General features: G+C 62.9%; 20 protein-coding genes. 5 read left to right on the forward strand and 15 right to left on the reverse strand.

Annotated elements, in window-relative coordinates:
* Positions 1–49 precede the first annotated feature (49 nt).
* The 10 genes from L0U81_RS31805 to L0U81_RS31850 all read right to left on the reverse strand — a co-directional run bounded on the left by L0U81_RS31805 (position 50) and on the right by L0U81_RS31850 (position 12,739).
* A complete protein-coding gene (locus tag L0U81_RS31805; protein WP_233809848.1) occupies positions 50–1,174 on the reverse strand; it encodes an ABC transporter permease in 1,125 nt (374 codons plus the stop codon).
* A 2-nt stretch (positions 1,175–1,176) separates the two neighbouring features.
* Positions 1,177–3,990, reverse strand: a complete 2,814-nt coding sequence (rbbA, locus tag L0U81_RS31810; protein ID WP_233809850.1) for a ribosome-associated ATPase/putative transporter RbbA — start codon at positions 3,988–3,990, stop codon at positions 1,177–1,179.
* A complete protein-coding gene (locus L0U81_RS31815) occupies positions 3,954–5,027 on the reverse strand; it encodes an HlyD family secretion protein (protein ID WP_233809852.1) in 1,074 nt (357 codons plus the stop codon). Before L0U81_RS31815 ends, rbbA begins: the two co-directional genes overlap by 37 nt.
* On the reverse strand, positions 5,024–6,538 hold the full coding sequence (locus tag L0U81_RS31820) for an efflux transporter outer membrane subunit (protein ID WP_442793475.1): 1,515 nt from the start codon (positions 6,536–6,538) through the stop codon (positions 5,024–5,026). Before L0U81_RS31820 ends, L0U81_RS31815 begins: the two co-directional genes overlap by 4 nt.
* A gap of 244 nt (positions 6,539–6,782) precedes the next feature.
* Complete coding sequence (locus L0U81_RS31825) at positions 6,783–7,424, reverse strand: response regulator (RefSeq protein ID WP_233809854.1); 642 nt, start codon at positions 7,422–7,424, stop codon at positions 6,783–6,785.
* Positions 7,425–7,428: 4 nt separating this feature from the next.
* The gene (locus L0U81_RS31830) at positions 7,429–8,886 is read right to left on the reverse strand and encodes a response regulator (protein WP_233809856.1); all 1,458 of its coding nucleotides are present in this window, start codon (positions 8,884–8,886) and stop codon (positions 7,429–7,431) included.
* 31 nt (positions 8,887–8,917) lie between these two features.
* Positions 8,918–9,331: a response regulator gene (locus L0U81_RS31835; RefSeq protein WP_233809858.1), complete on the reverse strand. Its 414-nt coding sequence runs from the start codon at positions 9,329–9,331 to the stop codon at positions 8,918–8,920.
* Positions 9,328–10,836 carry a sensor histidine kinase gene (locus L0U81_RS31840; RefSeq protein ID WP_233809860.1) on the reverse strand — a complete coding sequence of 503 codons (1,509 nt, stop codon included), beginning with the start codon at positions 10,834–10,836 and terminating at the stop codon, positions 9,328–9,330. Before L0U81_RS31840 ends, L0U81_RS31835 begins: the two co-directional genes overlap by 4 nt.
* A gap of 200 nt (positions 10,837–11,036) precedes the next feature.
* The gene (locus L0U81_RS31845; protein ID WP_233809862.1) at positions 11,037–11,666 is read right to left on the reverse strand and encodes a LemA family protein; all 630 of its coding nucleotides are present in this window, start codon (positions 11,664–11,666) and stop codon (positions 11,037–11,039) included.
* 185 nt (positions 11,667–11,851) lie between these two features.
* A complete protein-coding gene (locus L0U81_RS31850) occupies positions 11,852–12,739 on the reverse strand; it encodes a helix-turn-helix domain-containing protein (protein ID WP_233809864.1) in 888 nt (295 codons plus the stop codon).
* A 237-nt stretch (positions 12,740–12,976) separates the two neighbouring features.
* Here L0U81_RS31850 and L0U81_RS31855 point away from each other — a divergent pair, with 237 nt between their 5' ends.
* From L0U81_RS31855 to L0U81_RS31870, 4 genes are all read left to right on the forward strand, one after another.
* A complete protein-coding gene (locus L0U81_RS31855; RefSeq protein WP_233809866.1) occupies positions 12,977–13,501 on the forward strand; it encodes a hypothetical protein in 525 nt (174 codons plus the stop codon).
* Between the two features lie 31 nt (positions 13,502–13,532).
* A complete protein-coding gene (locus tag L0U81_RS31860) occupies positions 13,533–13,757 on the forward strand; it encodes a hypothetical protein (RefSeq protein ID WP_233809868.1) in 225 nt (74 codons plus the stop codon).
* A 143-nt stretch (positions 13,758–13,900) separates the two neighbouring features.
* The gene (locus tag L0U81_RS31865; RefSeq protein ID WP_233810103.1) at positions 13,901–14,248 is read left to right on the forward strand and encodes a carboxymuconolactone decarboxylase family protein; all 348 of its coding nucleotides are present in this window, start codon (positions 13,901–13,903) and stop codon (positions 14,246–14,248) included.
* Positions 14,249–14,366: 118 nt separating this feature from the next.
* A complete protein-coding gene (locus L0U81_RS31870; protein WP_233810105.1) occupies positions 14,367–14,993 on the forward strand; it encodes an FCD domain-containing protein in 627 nt (208 codons plus the stop codon).
* Between the two features lie 144 nt (positions 14,994–15,137).
* On the opposite strand, the gene L0U81_RS31875 is transcribed toward L0U81_RS31870, so the two are convergent.
* The 3 genes from L0U81_RS31875 to L0U81_RS31885 all read right to left on the reverse strand — a co-directional run bounded on the left by L0U81_RS31875 (position 15,138) and on the right by L0U81_RS31885 (position 19,828).
* Positions 15,138–16,883: an FAD-binding protein gene (locus L0U81_RS31875; RefSeq protein ID WP_233809870.1), complete on the reverse strand. Its 1,746-nt coding sequence runs from the start codon at positions 16,881–16,883 to the stop codon at positions 15,138–15,140.
* A gap of 220 nt (positions 16,884–17,103) precedes the next feature.
* A complete protein-coding gene (locus tag L0U81_RS31880) occupies positions 17,104–18,699 on the reverse strand; it encodes an MDR family MFS transporter (protein ID WP_233809872.1) in 1,596 nt (531 codons plus the stop codon).
* Entirely contained in the window at positions 18,692–19,828 is a 1,137-nt protein-coding gene (locus tag L0U81_RS31885) for an HlyD family secretion protein (protein ID WP_442793476.1), read from the reverse strand. The genes L0U81_RS31880 and L0U81_RS31885 overlap by 8 nt, the downstream gene beginning before the upstream one ends.
* Before the next feature lie 115 nt (positions 19,829–19,943).
* Here L0U81_RS31885 and L0U81_RS31890 point away from each other — a divergent pair, with 115 nt between their 5' ends.
* Entirely contained in the window at positions 19,944–20,663 is a 720-nt protein-coding gene (locus L0U81_RS31890) for a CerR family C-terminal domain-containing protein (RefSeq protein ID WP_233809874.1), read from the forward strand.
* A gap of 31 nt (positions 20,664–20,694) precedes the next feature.
* Here L0U81_RS31890 and L0U81_RS31895 read toward each other — a convergent pair whose 3' ends face one another.
* Positions 20,695–21,156 (reverse strand): hypothetical protein, encoded by a 462-nt coding sequence (locus L0U81_RS31895; RefSeq protein ID WP_233809876.1) that lies wholly within the window; start codon positions 21,154–21,156, stop codon positions 20,695–20,697.
* Positions 21,157–21,456: 300 nt separating this feature from the next.
* Entirely contained in the window at positions 21,457–22,692 is a 1,236-nt protein-coding gene (locus tag L0U81_RS31900; RefSeq protein WP_233809878.1) for an NADH:flavin oxidoreductase, read from the reverse strand.
* Positions 22,693–22,710 lie beyond the last annotated feature (18 nt).

A 22,710-nucleotide genomic window follows, 5' to 3' on the forward strand; every position in this document is an offset into this window, starting at 1 on the left:
TGTCCTGTGCCAGACTGGGAGTCGTCCGCTCCCGGTTGTCGTTGTTGCCTTACGCCATCTGGCTGATCGTATTGCGGAAGCGGCGCAGCGACAGCGCGAACAGCACCGCACCGATCGCGCTCAGCGCGACGAACGGTTTCCACACGACGTCGATCCCGGCGCCGCGGTAAAGGATCGCCTGCCCCAGTTCAACGAAGTGCGTCGTCGGCGCGGCAAGCATGATGTCCTGCACGATCCTGGGCATGCTCTCGCGCGGTGTCAGGCTGCCCGACAGCATCTGCAACGGCAGCAGCACGAGCACCATCAACATGCCGAACTGCGGCATGCTGCGAGCGATTGTCGCGAGAAAAATCCCCATCGACGTCGTTGCAAAGAGGTGCAGCGCGGCACCGGCCATGAACAGCGCAACCGACCCTTCGATCGGCACGTGCAACGCGCCGCGTACGACGAAAGTCAGCGAGAACGCGGCCGCAATCAGCACCACCAACCCCATCGCCCAGACCTTGGCCAACATGATTTCCGCAGGCGTGACCGGCATCACGAGCAGGTGCTCGATCGTGCCGTGCTCACGTTCGCGAATCAGCGCTGCGCCGGTCAGGATGATCGACAGCATCGTGACGTTGTTGATGATCTCCATGAGCGCGCCGAACCATGACTGTTCGAGGTTCGGGTTGAACCGCATGTGCGTTTCGAGGTCGACCGCCGGGGGCGTGCTGCCCCCGTAGCGCTGCACGAAATCGCTGATCTCGCCGCTCGCGATCTGCTGGACGTAGCCGCTGCCGGTGAATGCCTGGCTCATCCGTGTAGCGTCGACATTGAGCTGGATCCCCGCGTGCCGCCCAGCGAGAACGTCTCGCTGAAAGTTGGGAGGAATGCTGAGCGAAAAGGTGTATGCGCCGGAGTCGAGCCCGTGGTCGACCTGCGCGTCACTGATCAGCACCGGCGTGCCGAATTGCGGCGACAGGAACGCCGAGATGATTCGCGCCGACAGGGGTGATCCGTCCTCGTCGACGACTGCGATCGGCGCCATGTGCAGCGTGTCGGACAATGCCGTGGCGGCTGAATAGACCGAGACGGTAAACGTGAAGACGATCAGCATCAGCATGATCGGGTCGCGCATCAGGCTCCACAGTTCCTTGACACCGAGGCGGTAAACGTTCTGGAACGACATCATCGTCAATTCTCCTGCTTGCGTAGCAGCATCAGGGTCGCGCCCAGGATCACGGGTATCGCGACGACGAGCGGCCAGAACTGGGCGCGCAGATCGGAAAAGCCCAAGGCCTTGTTGAACACGCCGCGGCTGATCGTGACCATGTAGGTCGCCGGATAGATCTCGCCGATCAGCCGACCGGTGCCGGTCAGCGAAGACAGCGGATTGATGAGCCCGGCAAACTGCACCGCCGGAATCAATGTGCCGATCAGCGTGAAGAACATCGCTGCGATCTGGCTGCGCGTGAAGGTGGAAGCCAGCAGGCCTATTCCGCTCGACACGACGCTATAGATCAGCACCGCCGCCAGCACCGTCGTGAAGCTGCCCTTGACCGGCACACCGAATGCGATCCCCGCCAGCAGCGTCATGAGCAGGAAGTTGAGCACCGCCAGCAGGATGTACGGCACCTGCTTGCCGATCAGGAATTCGGCTCGTGTGACAGGCGTGACGTACAGGTTGATGATGGAGCCGAGCTCGCGCTCGCGTACGACTGCGAGCGCGGTGAGCATCGCCGGCAGCATCAGTAGCAGCAGCGGGATGATCGCGGGCACCATCGCCGGAAGACTCTTCACATCCGGGTTGTAGCGAAAACGCGCCTCGATGTCGACCTGCGCGTCGGGCGCCGCACCGAGCCGTTGCCGCGCAAGTTCGGCCAGCCAGGCGGCGTGCATACCCTGGACGTAGCCGCGTATCGTCTCGGCGCGCTGCGGCATGGCGCCGTCGATCCACACACCGACCTGCGCGGGGTTACCGCGTTCGACGTCGCGCGCGAAGTTGGGCGGAATCTCGATCGCGAGCGACAGCGCGCCACTGCGCATGCGCCGGTCCAGATCGGCGTAATCGGCAAGCGGTGCCTGCTGCGTAAAGTAGCGGGACCCCGCGATGTTCAACGCGTAATCCTCGCTCAACCCGCTCTGGTCTCGATCAAGGACCGCAAAGCTGAGGTTTTCCACGTCGAGGCTGACGCCGAAGCCCATCACGCACATCAGTACCAGCGAGCCCAGCAACGCGAGAGCTGCCCGCACCGGGTCGCGGCGCAGCTCCAGCCCCTCGCGCCACATGTAGCTGAGCGCGCGGCGCAGACTGAATGAGCCATGCGGTTGCACGCGGGCACCGGCTTCGGACGGCAGCGTTTTTGCCGCGGACACCGGATCGGTTGCCGGATTCTCCCCCGCTTCGTGCGCCTCTCCGCCAGCGTCGATCAGATAGCCGATGAAGGCCTGCTCCAGCGTCGCGGCGCCGCGCGCCTGAACGAGCGCAGCGGGGGTATCGCTTGCGAGCACGCGGCCCGCGTGCATCAGTGAGATCCGGTCGCAGCGCTCGGCCTCGTTCATGAAGTGCGTGGAGATGAAGATCGTCACCCGATCGCGGCGCGCGAGGTCGAGCATCAGCTGCCAGAACGTGTCGCGCGCGATCGGATCTACACCGGAGGTCGGCTCATCGAGGATCAGCAGCTCGGGCCGATGCACCATCGCAACCGCGAGCGAAAGCCGCTGCCGGATGCCGAGCGGCAGACTTTCGGGTAGCGCGTCGAGCGAGTCGGCAAGACCGAAGCGGCTGACCATCTCGCTCACCCGCGCCGGAATGTCGTGCTCGGGAACATGAAAGAGGCGCGCGTGCAGCACAAGGTTCTGGTGAACCGTCAGTTCGCCATACAGTGAGAACGCCTGCGACATGTAGCCGACCCGGCGGCGGGTGTCCGTGTCGCGCGGATCAACGGCACGGCCGAACAACGTGGCCACTCCCTCGCTGGCTGGCAGCAGGCCGGTGAGCATCTTCATCGTGGTCGACTTGCCGCAGCCGTTCGAGCCGAGAAAGCCGAAAATTTCCCCCCTGCGGATCCGGAAACTGACGTGATCGACCGCGACGAAGTCGCCAAAGCGCATCGTCAGGTCGTGCGCCTCGATCGCGATGTCGGTATCCGCGCCGTCCTGAAGCGGTGTGATCCTGATGGGCTGGTGGCCGCGCCGTTTGTCTTCGGGCAACAGTGCGATGAAGGCCGCTTCCAGCGTCTCGCAACCGGTGCGTCTGAGCAGCGCGGCCGGCGTACCCGTGGCGAGTACGCGGCCGGCGTCCATCGCCACGAGCCAGTCGAATCGCTGCGCTTCATCCATATAGGCGGTGGCGACGATCACGCTCATGCCCGGGCGAGCCTCGCGAATGCGCGTGATGAGGCTCCAGAACTGCGCGCGCGCGAGCGGATCGACGCCCGTGGTCGGCTCGTCGAGAATCAGCAGGTCCGGATCGTGAATCAGGGCGCAGCAGAGTCCGAGCTTCTGCTTCATGCCGCCAGAGAGCTTGCCTGCGGGGCGCGCAAGAAACGGATAGAGGCCTGTGCTGCGCGTCAGTTCGTCGATGCGGCGGCGACGCTCGCGGGCATCGTGACCGAACAGGCGGGCAAAGAACTGCAGGTTTTCCTCGACGGACAGCGTCGGATACAGGTTCTTGCCAAGCCCTTGCGGCATGTAAGCGATGCGTGGACAGACTTCGTCGCGGTGGCGCGCTGACACCATGTTTGCGCCGAGCACTCTGACTTCGCCGTGCTGGATCGCGCGGGCGCCGGCAGCGAGCGCAAGCAGGCTCGATTTGCCAACGCCGTCGGGCCCGATCAGCCCGACCATGCAACCAGCGGGAACATCGAGCGTCACGTCGTCAAGCGCGCTGATCTTGCCGTAGCGCAGGCTCACACCACGCAGGCGGACGACTGCCGGCGCGGCGCCTGGCGCGGCTGGTGTCGCCGTGTTCACTGCAGCACCCGGATCGCCAGATTCGCGGGCCATCTGGCCGCCGGGTCGATCCTGACCCACGCCACGCCGGGTAGTCCGGTCTTGACGAGCTTCAGATGCTGGAGAAGCAGTTCGCGGCTGATCCGGGCCTTGACGCGGAACATCAACTTTTGCCGCTCGCTGACAGTCTCCACGGTCTTCGGCGTGAACTGCGCGGTGCTCGCGACGAACGAGACGGAGGCGGGAATGACATATTGCGGCGCCGCGTCGAGCACGATGCGGACCTCGGTGCCGAGCGCCACCTTGCCGGCGGCCTCCTCGGGCAGGAAGAACGTCATGTAGACGTCGGACAGATCGACCATGTTCAGGACCTTGCCACCGGCGGGAAGCACTTCGCCTGGCTCGGCCACGCGGTACTGGACCCGCCCGTCACGCGGCGCGGTGAGCTGACTGTCCGTGATGTCCGCATTCACGCGGGCGAACGTCGCCCCGGCGGCGGCGATCATCGAGCGTGCGGCGACCAGTTGCGCGCGGGTGGCGTTGATCGCGGCGTTGCCGGCGGCCACCTGCGCTCTCGCGGCGCTCACAGCGGCCAGCGCGCTGCGCTCGCGCGCGCGATCGTCGTCGAGTTCCTGCATCGACGAAGCGCCTTCGCGCGACAGCGTTTCCGAGCGCGCGAGCTTGCGTTGCGCGGCGTCCAGCTCGGCCTCTCGCTCGATGACGAGCGCCTGCGCAGCGGCCTTGTCGCTCTCGCGCTGCGCGACCTGGGCCTCGACGCTCGCCGCGTTATTGACCGCTTGCTGGCGCTGGGCCTGCGCTTCGTCGAGCTGCGCCTCAAGCACCTGCACCTGCATCTTCGCGAGCGGCTGCCCGGCCTTCACGAAGTCGCCCTCATCGACATCGATGCTGTCCACCCGGCCGGCAAGTTTCGTGTCCACGTCGATCTCCGTGGCCTCGATGCGTCCGTTGCCGCTCGCGAAACCCTCGCCCGGCCCCGTGTCGCGCAGACGGGCCCACGCGTAGTAGCCCGCAGCCGCAATGACGAGGGCCAATGCAGCGGCAGGTATCAGTTTCTTCGTCGGAACGTTCATGGTGTCTGATCCTGTGGTGTAGAAGGCTCCGCGTTTGCCGGCGACGCAGACGGCGCGCCGGACAGCGGCAGCGAGCCGCCGCCGAGCGCCGCATAGAGCGCGACGCGGCTCGACAGCAGCTCGCCGCGGGTCTGCACAAGTTGCTGCTGCGCGGCGAGCAGGTCGCGCTGCGCATCGAGGACTTCGAGAAACGGTGTCGCGCCGCTGTCGTACCTCAGTCTGGCGAGTCGTGCCCGCTCCGTCTGCGCCGCGAGCGTTTTACGCGAGATGCTGACCTGGGATGTCAGCCAGTCGCGGGCCGACAATGCATCGGCGACGTCGCGGAACGCGGCCTGGATGGACCTTTCGTATTGCGCGACTGCCTCTTCGCGCTGCGCCTGCGCCAGTTTCAGGTTGGCCAGGTTGCGTCCGGCATCGAAGATCGGCAGCGAGAGATCCGGCAGGAACAGCCACGTACCCGTGCCTGACGCGAACAGGTTGCGCAGCTCCGTACTGCTCGTGCCGAACGAACCAGTCAACGAGATTCGCGGAAAGAATGCTGCTCGTGCTGCACCGATGTTTGAATTGGCTGCGCGCAACTGGTGCTCGGCGGCGACGATATCGGGGCGGTTTTCCAGTAGCGCCGATGGCAGCCCCGCGCCCAGATCGTTGCGCACGCTCGCGTCGTCGAGCGCCTGCGGCTCGGGCGACAGGCGCGGCGGCGCGCCGACCAGCAGTTCGAGCGCGTGGGCTTCGGTGGCGCGTGCCTGTTCGAGCTGTGCATCCAGCGTCTGCGCCTGCTGCAGCAGGATTTCCGACTGCTCGAGATCCAGCCGGGAGATCGCCCCAACCTCGAAGCGCCTGCGAAAAATGCGCAGCGACTCCGCGCGGCTCGCAATCGTTTCGCGCGTCAGCGCAATTCGTTCGTCGTACTGGCGAATCACCAGATAACTGTCCGCGACCTGTCCGATCAGGCTGACGGTTGCAGCACGTTGAGATGCCTCGCTCGCGAGGAAATCTTCGAGCGCCGCGTCTTTGAGGCTACGCACGCGCCCCCAGAAATCGAGCTCCCAGTTGCTTTCGACGAGGTCAACGTTGTACAGGCTGCTGATCATCGGCTGATTTGCCAGAAAACCACCCGGCGTGCGCAAACGTGCGTACGAAGCGCCTGCGGATATCGACGGAAACTGGTCAGCTCGTCGGATGCCATAGCCGGCGCGCGCCTGCTCGACCCGCTGCACGGCGATGCGCAGGTCGCGATTATGAGCAAGTGCCTGCTCGATCAACGCCTGCAGTTGCGGGTCGGGAAAGTAGTCACGCCAGGGAGTCCGGGTCACCGCTCCGGTGCCCCTGTCCAGCGCATCGGCCGGCCACGCATCGGAAACCGGCAAGGACGGGCGTTCGTAATGCGGAGCGAGCGACATGCAGCCGGACAGGGCTACACCGAGCGCCACCAGCACGGTACCAAGCGTGTACGTCCGGTGACTGTTCCGCGTTCCGGGAGTCCCGTGAAGAGAAATCTGATTGCGCATTGATTCGTCGGTGTATCGATCTGCAGAGAATTGTCTGCGACGCGACGCACCGCCCGCTATCAGTGGACCAATACAGATTCCTGTAGGGCTTCGCCTACAATCGCCGCGCAAGGAATTGGAGAGACCGCGGCGGCTTCAAATGTGTGACATCTCGCGACCAACGCCGCAAGTGACTACGTCGCTACCAGGATGCTGGAGAAGAAGGTGTTCGAGAAAATGAAGCGATGTGTGCGAATCGCACACTTCAAACGAGCAGGCCGTGCTCAACCGCATAGCGCGCCAGTTCCGCATTGCTGCCGATGCCGAGCTTGTCGAAGATACGTGCCCGATAGGTGGTGACAGTCTTCGGGCTCAAATGCAGAAGCTCGCCGATGCCGATCAGGCTTTCGCCCTTCGCAATCAACTTCAGTACTTCAAGCTCGCGATTGGACAGCGCCTCATGCGATGCAGCAGTTCGGCCGCCGAGCATGACCGCGAACCTCTCGGCGAGCGAGGGACTGACATACTTCGCGCCGGTCGCCGCCTTGCGCACCGCCTCTATGAGCGTCGTGGTCGGGCTATCCTTCGTCAGATAGCCCGACGCGCCCAGCTTCAGCGCCCGCATCGCATAGATCTCTTCCGAGTACGTGCTGAGAATCAGCACCGCGAGGCCCGGATGGTCGGCACGAAGCGACTTCAGCAGGTCCAGCCCGTTCTTGCCCGGCAACGCGATGTCAACGAGCGCGACGTCAAAGTGCTGCGTCTTCACGATCTGCAGCGCATCGGGCGCGGTCCCTGCCTCGCCGTCGACGCGAATGTCGCTCGCCGCACTCAACATCAACCGCACACCGTTGCGCGCGACCGTATGGTCGTCAACGAGCAGGACTTTGATCTGTTCTGTTTCCACTTGGTCAGTTTTCCAATGGCAAACGCAACACAACGGTCGTGCCGATGCCGGGCTGGCCGGTAATCGACAGTTCGCCGCCAAAATGAAGCGCGCGCTCGCGCATCCCGATGATTCCCCACGACTGCCGCTTCGGGTTGCTTTCAAGCTCGATTCCCTTGCCGTCGTCGCGGACCTCGACAATGAGACTGCCCGCGTCGCAACTTGCGCAGATCGACACATGTGACGCATCCGCGTGCCGCAGCACGTTGGTTAGCGTCTCCTGAACGATGCGAAACAACATCGTATTGCGGTCCGGGTCCAGATCGACCGCCTCCGCAGCGGCATCGATCACGCATTCGCAGACAAGGTCCCCGCGCATTTCGATCTGGTTCGCGTACCATGCAAGCGCCTCCCAGACGCCTAGCTGGTCGAGCACGCTCGGACGCAGATCAGTGATTACGCGGCGCACTGCAGCAATGGCGTCGTCAGCAAGGCGGGCCGCGTCAGCGAGAAGCGCGTCCGGTGACTGCCCTGCGCGCGCGGCGCGCTCCATCGACACCGACACATGCGCCTTGATCCCCGTCAGAAGGCTGCCGAGCTCGTCGTGGATTTCCTGGGCGATCCGTTTGCGCTCGTACTCCTTGATTGTTTCCTGGTGGGCGGCTAGAGAGCGCACTGCCTCACTCGACTGACGAAGCACTTCCTCCGCAAGCTTGTTCTGCGTGATATCGACGAGAATGCCCTGCACGAACAACCGCCGCCCAGTCTCGTTGCGCACCGGTTGCGCCTCATCCCGGAACCACAGTACGTCGCCATTGCGCGCAACGAGCCGGTACTCAATGCGCATCCCGCCTTCACCCGCCGCGCGCGCTTCACGCACGCGTTCGCGGTCGTCCGGATGCACCCGTTCCTCGTGTAGTCCGTTGGCAAGCCACTCGTCCGCGGAAAAGCCAAGCGTAGCGATCTGCGGGCTCACATATTCCAGCCGCGCAGGCTGATCTGACGACGCCAGGTACGTAATCGCATGAATCTGCTCAACCAGCGTGCGGAACTTCGCCTCTGCCCGATGTTTCGCGTCGAGCATCTGCTGAGCGTGGAGCATCCGATGAATCGCGGCGGGCAACTGCCTCAGATACAGCTGATCCGCGTCCTTACCGAGGTAGTCGCGCGCGCCGCGTCGCATCAGCTCCGCTGCGACGGCAGCGCTGTCGCCCCCCGTCAATACCATCACCGGCACCGAGATCTCGCCGGCCTCGTTCGCAAGGGCTGCGAGGAAATCAAGGCCGGTCTGGTCAGGCAGATGATAGTCAAGCAGCACACAGTCGGGTTTATGCTCCGCGACCACGCGCAGTCCATCGCCGCCGGTTTCCGCTTCGATCAGCACAAAATCGTAGGTATCGTCGGCAGCAAGGGCGCGGCGACACGCCATCCGGTCGACGCTGTCGTCATCGACGAGAAGTGCGTGAATCTGCGGTTTGGTCATCGTTCTTTTCGTGGCCGCTCTCATCAACCCGTCACGGCATTTCGCTGATCGACCAATACAGGTCGATCGAACGCATCACCTCAACGAACTGCCGGTAGTCCACCGGCTTCGCCATGTAGCCCGCGACGCTGAAATTGAAGCTGTCCACCTTGTCCTGCTGTTCTTCGGACGTAGTGAGCACGATGATCGGGAAGCGGCGCAGCTGCTCGTCGTTCTTCGCGGCCTGCAGAAACTCGATGCCGTTCATCACAGGCATATTCAGGTCGAGCAGGATAATGCACGGCTTCTCGTTCGCCGGGTCGCGTAGCCAGGCCAGCGCGCACTCGCCATTCTCCTGCTGGACGACGGGGTTCGTCACGTGAATTTCTTTCAACGCGCGACGGATGGTCATTACGTCAACCTCGTCATCTTCTACTACGAGGATCGGCTGGTGCGCCACTTTCATGCGGGAGTCTCCTGACCGGAATGCATACCGGGGGTAACGGGAAAGGTAAAGTAAAACGTGCTTCCGACGCCGACCGTTGATTCGACCCAGACTCTGCCGCCATACATCTCGACGATCTTGCGCACAAGCGTCAGGCCGACGCCGGTGCTCTCGACGCGGTCGCGCGGCACGAGCGTCTGAAACAGCTGGAAAATGCGCTCGAAGTGCCGGGATTCGATACCGACTCCGTTGTCGGCGACTGAGAATTTCCAGCGATCATCTTCGCGGACGCAATCGACGCGGATGTCGCCGGCCGGCTTGTCGATGTACTTGATGGCATTGGATATCAGGTTCTGGAAAACTTGCTGAATCCGCGTGCGCTCACCCACGAGCGTCGGCAGCGACCGCGCGATGCTCACCTTGATGTGTGGCGATGGCGCGAGCAAATCGATCACCTCGGGCACCATCACGTTCAGGTCGATCTTCACCGTCGCCTCTTTGACGCGACCGACGCGGGAGTACTGCAGGATGCCGTCAATCAGCGCGCTCATCCGGTGCACGCGTCCTATCAGCAAGCGCATGTGCTCGCGCCCCTCGTCGTCGACTTTGTCCGCATAGTCGGTCGAAAGCCAGTTCGCGAGCGAACCGATTCCACGCAGTGGTGCTTTCAGGTCATGCGACACCACATACGCAAAGTTCGTCAGCTCCTCGTTCGCGGCGCTCACCTCATGCAGCAGCCGCTGACGCTGCTCTTCGGCTCGGCGCCGCTCGGTGATATCGCGGACGACGCCGGTGAACATCCGGCGCTGGCCAATCTGCATCTGCGCGACCGCCAGATCCATGGGGAAAGTGCTGCCGTCCTTGCGCTGGCCGGTCACCTCACGCCCCAAGCCGATGATTCGTTTCTCGTCGGTCTCACGATAGCGTGCGAGGTAGCTGTCGTGCTGGTCCCGGTACGGCTGCGGCATCAGCATCGACACGTTGCGGCCAGTCATCTCGGCGGCCGTGTAGCCGAATAGCTCCTCGGCTCGCGGGTTCACCTGATCGATTGTCCCCGCTTCGTCGATCGTGATGATTGCATCGACGGCCGTGTCCACGATCGCACGCATCCGTGCCTCGCTCTCGAGTAGCGCTTCTTCGGCCCGCTTGCGCCGTGTGATGTCGTGGATCGTCGCCATCACGAGCCTCAGGCCGCCGTCGGTTCGCAGCGGCGACAGGCTCACCTCGACCGGAAATTCGTCGCCGTCGCGTCGGCGCGCGTAAAGCTCTCGCCCAATACCCATGGGCCGCGTGCGCGGATCGGCAAAGAAGCTGTCGCGCATGCCGCCGTGAGCTGCACGGATGCCCTCCGGCATCAGGATTTCGACCGGCTGTCCGATCAGTTCGGCCGACGTGTAGCCGAATAGCTGTTCAACCGGAGGGTTGGCGAGCACGATCCGGCCGTCACGGTTAACAATGAGCATCGCTTCGGCGGCCGAAGCCAGCAGCCATTCGAGCGTCTGGCCTTCGAGAATATGCTCTTTCATGTGGCGAGGTTGGGCGGGACGAGGGATAACCTTGAATTATCCCAAAAAAAGAGATTATCGGACATAATCTCCGCAATCTGGCAGATGAAAAGATCCGCGGACACTCCCTTTCCTCTCGCGGGACTCGAGCGAGCCCGTTGATTATCTATTTTTCTAATTGCGCTAATCGGAGTCCCGACGGCGGCTCCGTGAAGTACGAATCAAACAGGGGGCACTTTACCGGCGGGCTGGAAAAGCCTGGCGTGAGGTGCCAGCATTGAGTGATAGTAGTCGGCAAATGTCGGCCGTTCGCGAAATGCATGCGTGCGAGACAGAAAGAGAATTCGAGCGGATCGTACCTGAGCATCATAGCGGGAGGCGAGATTGTCATAGTCGTCTTGTGCCTCCGCGATCGCGAGCATCGTATCCTTCAGGCGTCGCTTTAGTGCGCGATACCTCGCGTCGACTTTCACACGCGGCAAGCGGTCAGAGGCAGCCAGAAAAGACGCCAGTTCGGCGCTGCATCGATACTGCATCGAGTCAAATTGACGGAACGTAGCGGCGTCTTCAATTGCTGCAGGGTTTGGCACCGTCATGCAACTCTGGAATGCGGGTCGGGCGCTGGACGGTGAGTCACCTGTCCTGAGAGCATCGTCTTTTACTACCTGGTTCAACTCCATGACGATCGCTGCTCGTTGCGAGTAGGTGGCAACCGCCCGAGCAAGCGCTGCATCGACGCTATCGACTGCGGTTTTCCGAGCCGTCAACCCCTCGCCGATCACTAGCAGCAGAGAGAAGGCCAAAAACCTGACAACAAGCCCCAAACGGCGACGCCATGCATGGACTCTCATGGCGTTTGGACTGGGCGTCGAATGTCGGCACGCTCGCCTGCCGTTATCGAGCGAGAGCAGCGGCCGATGAAAGTGCGGAGTTAGTCGCAGAAAGGTCACGAGTGGTACCCCTCCAGGCCATAACTACATATGCGGCGCCCGTTCCACAATATGTGGCGATAGTGGAAACAGGTTGCACCGCAGGCTTATTCGGGAATGCAGTGCCGGTGAATTTGTTCGAGCCCGGCCATATCTGTGATCGAAATTTGCTTTCCCGAGCACTGGATCAGCCCCAGGGAACTCAGCCGGGAAAACAGGCGGCTGACAGTCTCAAGCGTCAGGCCCAAGTGGCACCCGATCTCCTCACGCGTCATGCGCAAGTTGAATTCATGAGCAGAGTAGCCGCGGTCGGCATACCGCTTCGACAGATTGAGAAGGAAGGCGACTAGTTTTTCGACAGCATTCATCCTTCCCATTAGCATCAGCAGAGCGGACTCACGCAAGAGCTCGCGGCTCATGAGCTTATGGAGATGGTTCCGCAATCCGAAGTCGCGTTCGCCCAATCTGGAGAGGGCGTCGAACGGCACGGAACAGACGACACTGTCTTCAAGGGCAACTGCGTCAAGCTCGTGCCGCCCCGTACTGATTCCTTCCATTCCGATGAACTCACCGGCGATCTGGAAGCCGGTGATGTGCTCGCGACCGTCGTTATTGACGGCGACAGTCTTCGACGCCCCAACCTTGACGACATATAGATTCCGGAATCGCTCGCCGGTACGAAATATCGCGCTTCCGCGTTTTACCTTGCGGCTTTGTCCAAACACCCCTTTCAGCGCCGACGCCATCTTCGCGTCGTAACCTGCGGGCATGCAGAATCGGCGAGCGTGGCAACTTGTGCAGCCGGCGCCGCTGGCGGCGGCCATCATTTCCTGCATCGGTGCGCGTTCCGAGCCGTGCCATGTAATCGGCACCGTAGCCTGCGTTCTCGATTCCTGACGGAGGGTCGGAGGGTCCGAATCGACGAGCAAGTGCACCGGTCGATTTCCGATACGGGGTTCACTTAGTCTACTTTGTGCGATCGCGGCGCCGTTCATGTTCATGCTCCAGCAAAGGGATGGGTCACCACCAGCGGTGGCTCCTGGAAGTTAAGCGTGTGATAGCTGCCAAACTTCCAATATCCACATTCTCCGCCGGCGAGATCATGGCAACTATCGGGGATCGATGCGAGAACTTGTAGGCGATCCCCTACATGTCGGCACGTCGAAAGGCCTAGGACGCGAAGAGGGAGAGGAGCTGGCTCGCAATGCCCCCCTCCGCCATCCGATTGATCCTTGTCAATCGCACCCGATGGCAACTCTGCACAATGGAATCTCCCCTTTACCGGAGCAGATAGCGTGAAAATGAAAATCGCTTTACTGATTGCGAGTGCGGCACTCGTTGCCGGGACGAACGTTCAGGCCAACGACGCGCAGCATCCTGCCAGCGCCACGCAAGCAGCACCATCAGTGCAGTCCAGCGAGCGTTTCGAAGAGGCGCGTGCACAGATGCAGAAGATGCTGGCGCAGATGGACCAGATCCATCAAACGAAGGATCCGGCCGAACGGCAGCGTCTGATGGACGAACACATGCGCACCATGCAGGACACGATGCAATCGATGCATGCAATGGGTGGCCCGATGATGATGGACATGATGGGACAGCAAGGCATGGGCGGTGTCCCCAACAAGACTCAGAGCGGCAAGCGCGGATCGGGCGTAAACGAACGCATCGACATGATGGAAAAGCGCATGGACGTGATGCAGATGATGATGGAACAGATGCTCAAGCAACAGAAAGCGCCGGCCGCCGTGCAGTAAATGCGCCCCGTTACAACTGAGGAGATGCAACATGATGTATCACTGGACCGGGATGGCCGGATACGGGCTGGCACACTGGATCGCCTTTCTTGTCATGGCGGTGGTGCTGCTTTACCCGATCGGCCGGATCCTGAGGCGAATCGGCTTGTCCCCTCTCTGGTCGATTCTGGCACTGGTACCGTTGCTGAACCTGCTGGGGCTCTGGGTGCTTGCATTTGTCGACTGGCCGCAACCGGATGCCGGGAAGTCGAGCTAGGCCAGCAAGACGCGAGTGCGTGCGGTGTTCCAGAGAGGCGACCTTCATCGCGGGCGATAGCAAGCCACGCGACGGGACAGCGCGCCAGGAGCAAACGCATGAACTCCGTGACGCAATCACCTTTGATAATTGGAGGAACAGCTATGAGCGGATTTCCCGCATTTAAAGACGTCGTACGTGGAGTCTCCAACCAGATGCGAGCCCTGCGTGAAACGCAGCCGGACCTGATGACTGCTTTCAGTCAGCTCGCGACTGCTGGCACGAGGGACAGTGCTCTGGACAGGAAAACGCGGGAACTGATCGCACTGGGTATCGCCGTGGCCGGCCGGTGCGATGATTGCATTGGCTTCCACGTTCAGACGCTGGTGAAACTTGGCATGACACGGCAGGAACTCGAAGATGCGATGGCTACAGCAGTCTATATGGGCGGCGGCCCGTCGATGATGTACGCCACCCATGCGCTAGCAGCGTTCGAAGAGTTCTCCTCCTGACAGGTGAAGCGGGTGGTCGACAATGCGCCGCAATTTCTGGTTCGGGTGCCAATCGAACTGTTGCGCCAGCTCGGCCAGCGTCCGCTCGCCTTTGACCGCTGCCAGCGCCACCTTCGCTTTGAACGCCGCTGAGTGCCTCTGTCGGATTCTCTTCGTCCTTTGCCTGCACCATCGCTGGCTCAGGCCCCGGACGTTCCACTTATCCGGCCGTCCGCAACTGCGCGGCCATCTCTCAAGCGCCCGGACGCATGCCGCCCGTCAGCATCTGCATGATGCGTCGAGTGTCATTGTCCGAAGCGACGAGAGGAGCCAGCAGCGCATCGACGTGCATTTCGCCTTTCACGAAGCGCTTGTCAGTACTCGTGGCAGCCCGCGGCTAATGCAGATCCGCACCACGCTCTATGAGCAGACCGAGCGCTACCGCCGCCTCGAACTCAACGTTCCGCAGAGGAACCGTGACGTCGCCAACGAACATCGCCAGTTCGCCGAAGCCGCAATCGCCCGCGACGTGGCCACAGCCGCACGCCTGATGCACGATCACATCAACCGCACGACCGAAGGCATCATCCGCGCGTTGTCGGACAGTGCGGTGCCCAAAGCCTCCACCGCCGCCTCGCCCAAGCGCGCTGCAACGGGATCGCGCACCAGCCGGGCCAAGGCGCCTGCCGCTGCCAAGGCCACCCCCGCCGCCAAGGCACCGGCAAAGCGCCGCACAGCAACGGCATCGAAAAAGAAATCTGCGTAGGCGTCGCTCATTGGACGCCGGCGGGCCGCCCTTGCGCGGGGCGCCATCGAACGCTTTGCCCCCGGCATGGCGTTGAGATCCTCCTCGCCGCCTGAAGCCGTTGCCGGCCGCGGACTGGTTTCCGCGTGCGCCTTAAAGGTTGAATCAGCCCAGCGTCGCCTCCGCGCTGACTTCAAAACTGCGCCGACTCGCATGGTTGGCCGCTCGACGCCCCGAGAACACGCAATCAGCCGCGGACAAGCCACTGACATAAAGGTTGGACGGCAACCCGATGGCAGTTCTGCCTGCTGCGTAGAGGCCTGAAACGGGAGAACCATCCTCGCGCAACACCTGTCCGCTGTCCTCGTTCACCCGCAGCCCGCCGACCGACATGCAACAGCAGGGAAACAGCTTGCTCGATACCGAGACGTCGACCGCATAGAAAGGCCCTTCACGCAGCGCGTGGCATTCCGCCCGGCCTTTGCCAAACTCGTCGTCCTCCAGGCCGTCTGCGATGCGGTTGTAGCGAGCGACCGTCGCTGAAAGCTCGGCCTCGGGGATGTTCAACTTTCTCGCGAGGTCCGCCAGGGTACGTCCCTTGCGGGTCTGGAACCCCAGTGCCAGCACGAGCGGAATGCGCATGAAGGGAAAGAGGTTTTCGAGAGCGGCTTCGCGCCAGGCTCCCCGGTAGAGCGCCCGGTCGAGAATGATGTAGCCCTTGCCGTTGTTATGCTCGTTCATTGCCCGTCCAATGGTCGCGCCATACAGCGCCTCATTGACATAGCGCCGACCCGTTGCATTCACGAGGATACCTTTGGGCCATTGAGTCGGCGGGTTGATGAAGCGCCAACTGCTGACCCTTTCCATCAAGTCCGCTTTGCCACCTGCAGTCTGGCCCAGACGTATGCCGCTGCCGTTATCCCCTCCCGGCGAGCCCATTGCCATACCGGCGACATACTTCGGCGCATAGCTCGCCACCATCTGGCGGTTCCAGATGAATCCGCCGGCACTCAGGCACACGCCTCGCGTAGCACGAATGCGCTGCAGAACGCCGTGCATGCGCAGCAACTCGTCGGCCTTGCGCCAGTAGCGGTTGGCTTTGCGCTCGTGTCGGGCGTACCCAGGCATCGAGCTCGGCAGCTTTTGCATGAGTGTCCGCGCGGTTTCCTGCACGGTGGCGAACTCCCGGGCGTATGGGGAATCAGGCGGTATGCGCATGACAGCCACACCGAGAATTTCGCCCTCTGTCGATACGATCATCCGACGTGCTTCCGTGCGCGGCCAGAACTCGACCCCGAGACTCGCGGCGCGCCGCTGCAGCGGCTCGGTCAGATGAATGCCGAAGCCCACTGCCTGGTTGACCGGAGGATGCCAGTACTTGTGTCCTCGCGGCGCCGGCCGGGCTACGTTCTGGTAGACGGCCGCCAGGGTGCTGTCCGGGTGGTACAGGAAATAGCCCGACGGGGGATAGAAAGTCTTGTGCGGATAGTAGCTGCTGTCAAAGCGGACACCGTGGCCGATCAGCCAGTCCAGGTCGCCCGAGCTCCCCGCGCAGAAGCGTTGAAGGGTACTGGGACTGACGACGTCCTTGACCTCCTCGCGCAGGTACCGGTACATGTTGTCGACGGTGTCCTCCACACCAGCCTTGCGCTGGACGACGGTCCCGCCGCCGGAGTAGAAGATGCCGCCGTTCATCGCCGTCGCCCCGCCGCCGCCGAAGGCGTCCACGGCCAATACTTTCAGGCCGTTCTCCGCCGCCTGGAGCGCGGCACTCACGCCGGCGCCACCATAGCCGACCACGACGAAATCAGCGCTAATGTCCCAAGCCACCTGGTCGGGCGCAGCAACGCGCTCGGCCGCTTCCACGCGACTGAACCAGTTGGGCGAATCCGGGCCGAATTCGTGCGGCATATCGTGTCTCCGTCAAAGTAGTTATTGGCAGGCATCCCACTCCAACCAACACCGGGCGGCTCACGTCCTGCTCGCGGCTGCTCTGTAGGTGTGGTCATACCTGGACTTTGACGCCCGGACCCGAGGTCCGCATGGTCCGCCTGGACTAGGCGAGCGACGTGAGACTGACACGCGGACGGCGGAACGCCGTCACGCGCGCGTCGATGAGCCGAACACGGCGTCAGTGGCCCGCGGAGGACCCAGTCGCACCGGGTTGCGGCTTCTTGAGCAGCAGCGCGAGCGGCACACACAAAGCGAGCGCAATGCCGAGCAGCCAGAACGTCTCCGAGAAGGTCATGACCATCGCCTGCTGCTGGATCTGTTCAGCGAATTGGCCGAGTGCGCGCATCTGTGAGTACGCCATGTCACCAGTGCGCTCGTACCAGCCGGCCGCGCTGGTGGCGATGCGCTCCTGGCCGATCAGCGAGTTGGCGCTGACCGCCTCGCGCAGCACCGCGGCATGGAAGGTTTCGCGTCGCTCGATCAGCGTGCCGATGATCGCGAGGCCCATCGAGCCACCGAGATTGCGCGCCATGTTGTAGAGCCCGGCCGCGTCCGCCGAGTCCTCGCGCGCGACGGCTGCCATCGACGCCTGATTGAGCGGCATCATCGCGAGCACCTGCGCCGCGCCGCGAATCAGCTGGGACGCCATGAAGTCGTGGCCGACACTTTGCGCCGTCAGCGAAATGTCGAGCATGCAGCTCAGCGTGAAGAGCAGCAGGCCGCTCACGACCAGCATGCGAAAGTCCACCTTGCCGAGCAGTCGCGGCAGGATCGGCATCATCAGGAAGGCGGGCAATCCCGAGAACAACATGATCGAGCCCGACTGCAGCGCGTTGTAGCCCGCGACCAGACTGAGGAATTGCGGCAGCAGATAGGAGATGCCATAGATCCCGGCGCCGACGGCGGTCACAATGATGATCACACTCGCATAGCGCGGATTGCGCATCAGCGAGAGGCGCAGGATCGGCCTTTTCGCGGTGAACTGTGAGAGCGCGATCAGCGCCATGCCCGCGAGCGAGACCCCTGTCAGCGTGACGATCATCTGCGACTCGAACCAGCGCTCGCGCTGGCCCTCCTCGAGCACCACCGTGAGCGAGCTGAGCCCGATCGCAAGGCCCGCGATGCCGGGCCAGTCCGCCTTGAGGAACGCCTCCCAGTGCGGCCGATCGGGTTTTAGCCCGACCACGAGCAGTGTGACGAGCGCAATGCTCACCGGCAGATTGATGAAGAAGCACCACTTCCAGCCGATGTTCTCCGCGAGCCAGCCACCCACCACGGGGCCGAGCAGCGGGCCGAGCAACACGATCAAGCCGAACACGGTCATGCCCACGGGCAGCTGCGAGAGCGGCAGCCGCGTGCGGATGATGGTCTGCCCCGTCGGGATCATCGCGCCGCCGGTGAAGCCCTGGCCGATGCGTCCCGCGATCATCATGCCGAGCGAGTTGGACCAGCCGCACATCATCGAGAACGCAACGAAAAGCGCCGAGTTCGCGAGCAGGAAATTGCGCACGCCGAACACGCGCGTGAGCCACGCGGCGAGCGGGATCATCACGATCTCGCTCATCAGGTAGCCGGTCGAAATCCACGTCCCCTCGGTGCCGGTCGCGCCAATCTCGCCCTGGATCTGCGGTAGCGCCGAGTTGGTGATCGAGATGTCGAGCGTCGCCATCAGCGCGCCGAGCCCGCCCGCGGCGACGGCGATCCAGTCGGCCGTGCTCGCGCGCGCCTCGTGGGGTGGCGCCATGTGCGTCGCGTGGGTTGCTGTGTCACTCACGATGATTCTCGGCGTCGATACGGCGATCGAGCTCGCGCGCCGAGCGCGTGTCGACCTCCGCGGTCACCGACATCCCCGGCAGCAGCACCCCGCGGGTCTCAGGACCCGTGTCGATGCGGATGCGCACGGGCACGCGCTGCACGATCTTCGTGAAGTTGCCGGTCGCGTTCTCAGGCGGCAGCAGCGCGAATTGCGAGCCGGTGCCTGGCGAGAAGCTTTCCACGACGCCATGCAACGTGTGGTCCGGCAGTGCATCGACGCGAATATCCACGGGCTGGCCCGCGCGCATGCGGCCAATCTGCGTTTCCTTGAAGTTCGCCTCGAGGTAGGTGCGCTGCACCGGCACGACGGTCAGCACGCGGGTGCCGGGTTGCACGTACTGGCCCACGCGCACCGTGCGGTCGCCCACACGCCCCGCGAGCGCGCTCCTCACTACCGTGTGGTCCAGATCGAGCTGCGACTGCGCGGCACTCGCACGCGCGGCCTCGAGCTGCGCACGCGCCTGCGCGAGCTGCGCCGTGAGCGCCGTGATCTGCGTGCGCGCGGCCGCGAGCGCGGCGGTGTCCGCGGCGAGCGTGGCCTGCGCCTCGTCGCGTGTGCTCGTCAAAGCGGCAAGGCGCTCGCCCGTTTCCGCACCGGCGGCGACGACCGGCGCGTAGCGAGTCACCTCGTCGCGCGCGTGCCGCAGGCTCACGCGTGACACCTGCTGCTGTGCCTCGGCCTGCGCGATTTTTGCGCGCTGCTGCTCGATCTGCGCCTGCGCGTTCTGGATGTCGGCGTTGCGCGCATCGATATTGGCATTGGCCTCGTCGAGCGCGACCTGGTACTGGCGCGCGTCGAGCTTCATGAGCGGATCGCCCGCCTTGACGCTCTGATTGTCGTCCACGTAGACGTCCGTGACATAGCCGCTCACCTTCGGCGCGACGGTCACGCTGTCAGTCTGCAGATACGCGTCGTCGGTCGATTCGATGAAACGCCCGACGAGCCACCAGTGTGCGAGCAACGCGGCCGCGGCCACCAGCGCCGCCAGCACAATGCCGATCAGCACGAAGCGCCTGGTCCCGCGGCGCGCTGGGCGCGCCGTCTCGCCGGGCATGTCGCGCGTCGGCGCGCCTGCAGTCGTTGACATATTTGTTTGCCTCAGAAATATTCCAGTCGGAATATTTATTCCATCCGGAACAAATATGTCAAGTGATATATTTCTGGCGGCGAAACCGCAACGCGGCAACACTGAGGGGGATCACATGAGCAAGAGCAAACCATTGCGTCGCCCGCCGGAGGGGGGCTATGCGCGCGGCGACGAAACGCGCCGCAAGATCATCGACGCGGCGATCCACCTCTTTGGGCAGCATGGCTTCGACGGCGCTTCCACGCGCGACATTGCCGCGCGCGCCGGCGTGAACGCACCCGCGCTGCAGTACTACTTCGAGAACAAGGAGGGGCTGTACCGCGCCTGCGCCGAATCGCTCGCCGACGAGTCCTGGCAGGTCTTCGAACCGGCGGTGCTGCGCGCACGCGAGGCACTCGCGCGCAATGCCGGCACCGAGGCGTTGATTGATGCGTTCATCGGCATCCTCGAAGCCGTGGCGGACCGCACCATCGTGAAGCGCAGCAACCCGGACTCACGGCTCTTCATTGCGCGTGAGCAATCCGGCAGCGAGCCCGAGATCGGTTCGAACGTTCTGGACGAGCGTCTGCGCGCGCCGCTCAACGAGGTCAACGCGGCACTGCTTGCACGCATCAGTGGCCGCCGCGCCGACGATCCGCTCACGATCGTGCGCATGATCAGCCTGCACGGGCAGTCGCTGCTGTTCAACTTCGCACGCCGGTCGGTGCAGACCTTGCTCCGCTGGGATGACATCGATGCGAAGAAGGCCGACTTCCTGAAGAAGGCAATCTGCGAACAGTCCCGGGTGATGCTCCAGCACTGGGCGCATGAGCGCGACGCGCGGCGCGCGAAGTGAGCGCCGCCGCGGTTCGATACCGAGCCCAAACTTACGCGGTCTTCTTGAGGTTGCCGCAGAAGATATTGACGAAGCCGTCGGCGGGGCTGGTTCGCACGACGAGCGCGTAGTCTCCTGAACGCAATTCGTTCAGTGCAATAGGCACCCTCTTGGACATCCACCTGCTGAGCTGCGGGAGACGATCGCCGAGGACAACCTGGTCATTCATTGCAATCACAGGTTTGGGCCCGAGGTCGCCACACATGCCCGGATAGATGTAGGTATAGAGATGCGGGGGTTGTGCCACGTTCGAGGGTACGCCGCCCACAAAGAGCACAATTTCCGTTGCGTCGCCCACCGGCACCAATGTCGCTTGCGCAATCTTTCCCGCATTTTGCGATGTGGCGGTGAGCGGAATACTGATCCGCTCACTCGGGGGGCTTGCTATTGCCGTGCTCCAACCCGATGTCAACGCGCAAACGATTGCCAACGTCGGCAAGGATATCCCTTTCATCGCCGACCTCCTTCATCAAGCACTCGCCATAGACGGATTTGACTATAGTCCGTTTCTGGAGGATTGCTTGATTCTGATGGACGAATCCCGGCGACGTGAGGGAACTCCGTTATCTGGCAACGCGGCTCTGACTAATTTGCGTCAATACGCTTTTCCAGCGTCTTCGTGAATCGCTTAGCGCGCTCGTCAATAGACTTCACTATTGCTCTCCGCAAAAAATGAAGATGTACTGGTAACCGTCGCCGAGAACCAGCGGCGTCGCTGGTTCTGGATGAACGCTTCAACCGATCTCTCCGCTTGTCACTGCTCCGACGCCCGTCGCTGATTCAGAAGCAGGTCGTTGGGTGGATTCAGCACGCACCGCACACCCGCCGGGTGATAAATGTACGCCACGCAGGAGTTGCAAGCCGTGCATCCCGACCGAGTGAGCGCCCCGCTCCTGAACTTGTTGACCAGATCGGGGTCGTGAATCAAGGGCCGCGCCATCACCACGCAGTCAAACCCCTCTGCCATTGCTTTTTCCACACTGGCCATCGAATGCACCCCGCCAAGAAAAGCCAGCGGCAAGCGCACCGCTGCGCGGATCTTGCGCGAATGCTCCAGAAAATACATCTCATGGAAGTCGATCTTTGGAGCACCGAGGCCGGCGAGCTTGAACGCCATAGCCCCGAGGCTGAACTTCTTCTGCGCCATGACCTCTTCCATCGCCTTCTGATTCAGGTTGCCGCCGAAGATGTACCAAGGTGAGTCGACATTGCGGCCACCGGACAGCACCAGCATGTCGGCACCGGCCTGCTCGAGCGCGCGGGCGGTGACCACGCCGTCCTCGGCGGTGGCACCTTTGGGCACACCATCGGACACGTTGATCTTCGCGATCACCGCCATGTCCTTTCCTACGGCATCCTTGACAGCTGCAAGCAGCCGCGCGGGAAAGCGCACGCGGTTCACCGCGTTGCCGCCGTAGACGTCGGTGCGCTTGTTGTCCAGCGGGGAGATGAACTGGTTCAGCAGATAACCGTGGCCCATATGAATTTCGGCCACATCGAAGCCTGCCTCGCGACATAATTTGGCCGCCTGCACGAACTCCTGGATGACCTGGCGCATGTCAGCCTCGTTCATGGCCCGACGCAGGTAGTTGCCGGCGAACAGCCCTGCCTTGTTGATCCCCCCGGATGCGCTCATCGCACGTTGGTCCAGCTTCAGGCTCGTGACAAAGGAGCCACCGTGAGTGATCTGCATCGAGGCTTTCGCGCCTCCCGCGTGAATGGCGTCTGCGAGCACGCGAAGGTCCGGCAGATTCTCTTTCTGGAGTACGAGCTGGTTGGCCAACGTCCGGCCGACTTTGCTCACCGCACCGTATGCGACAGTCGTCATGCCGACGCCACCGGCAGCCACGTCACCATGGTGCTTCACCAGCGCCTTCGACGGTGCCCCGTCCACGGTCATCGCCTCGTTCGCCCCTGACCTGACGAAGCGGTTACGCAATGTGATCGGGCCGATCTTGATCGGATCGAAAGGGCTCGGTACTTGCGACATATTGTTGTCTCCTCTTCA

It is taken from the genome of Paraburkholderia sp. HP33-1 (assembly GCF_021390595.1).
Classification (GTDB): Bacteria; Pseudomonadota; Gammaproteobacteria; order Burkholderiales; family Burkholderiaceae; genus Paraburkholderia.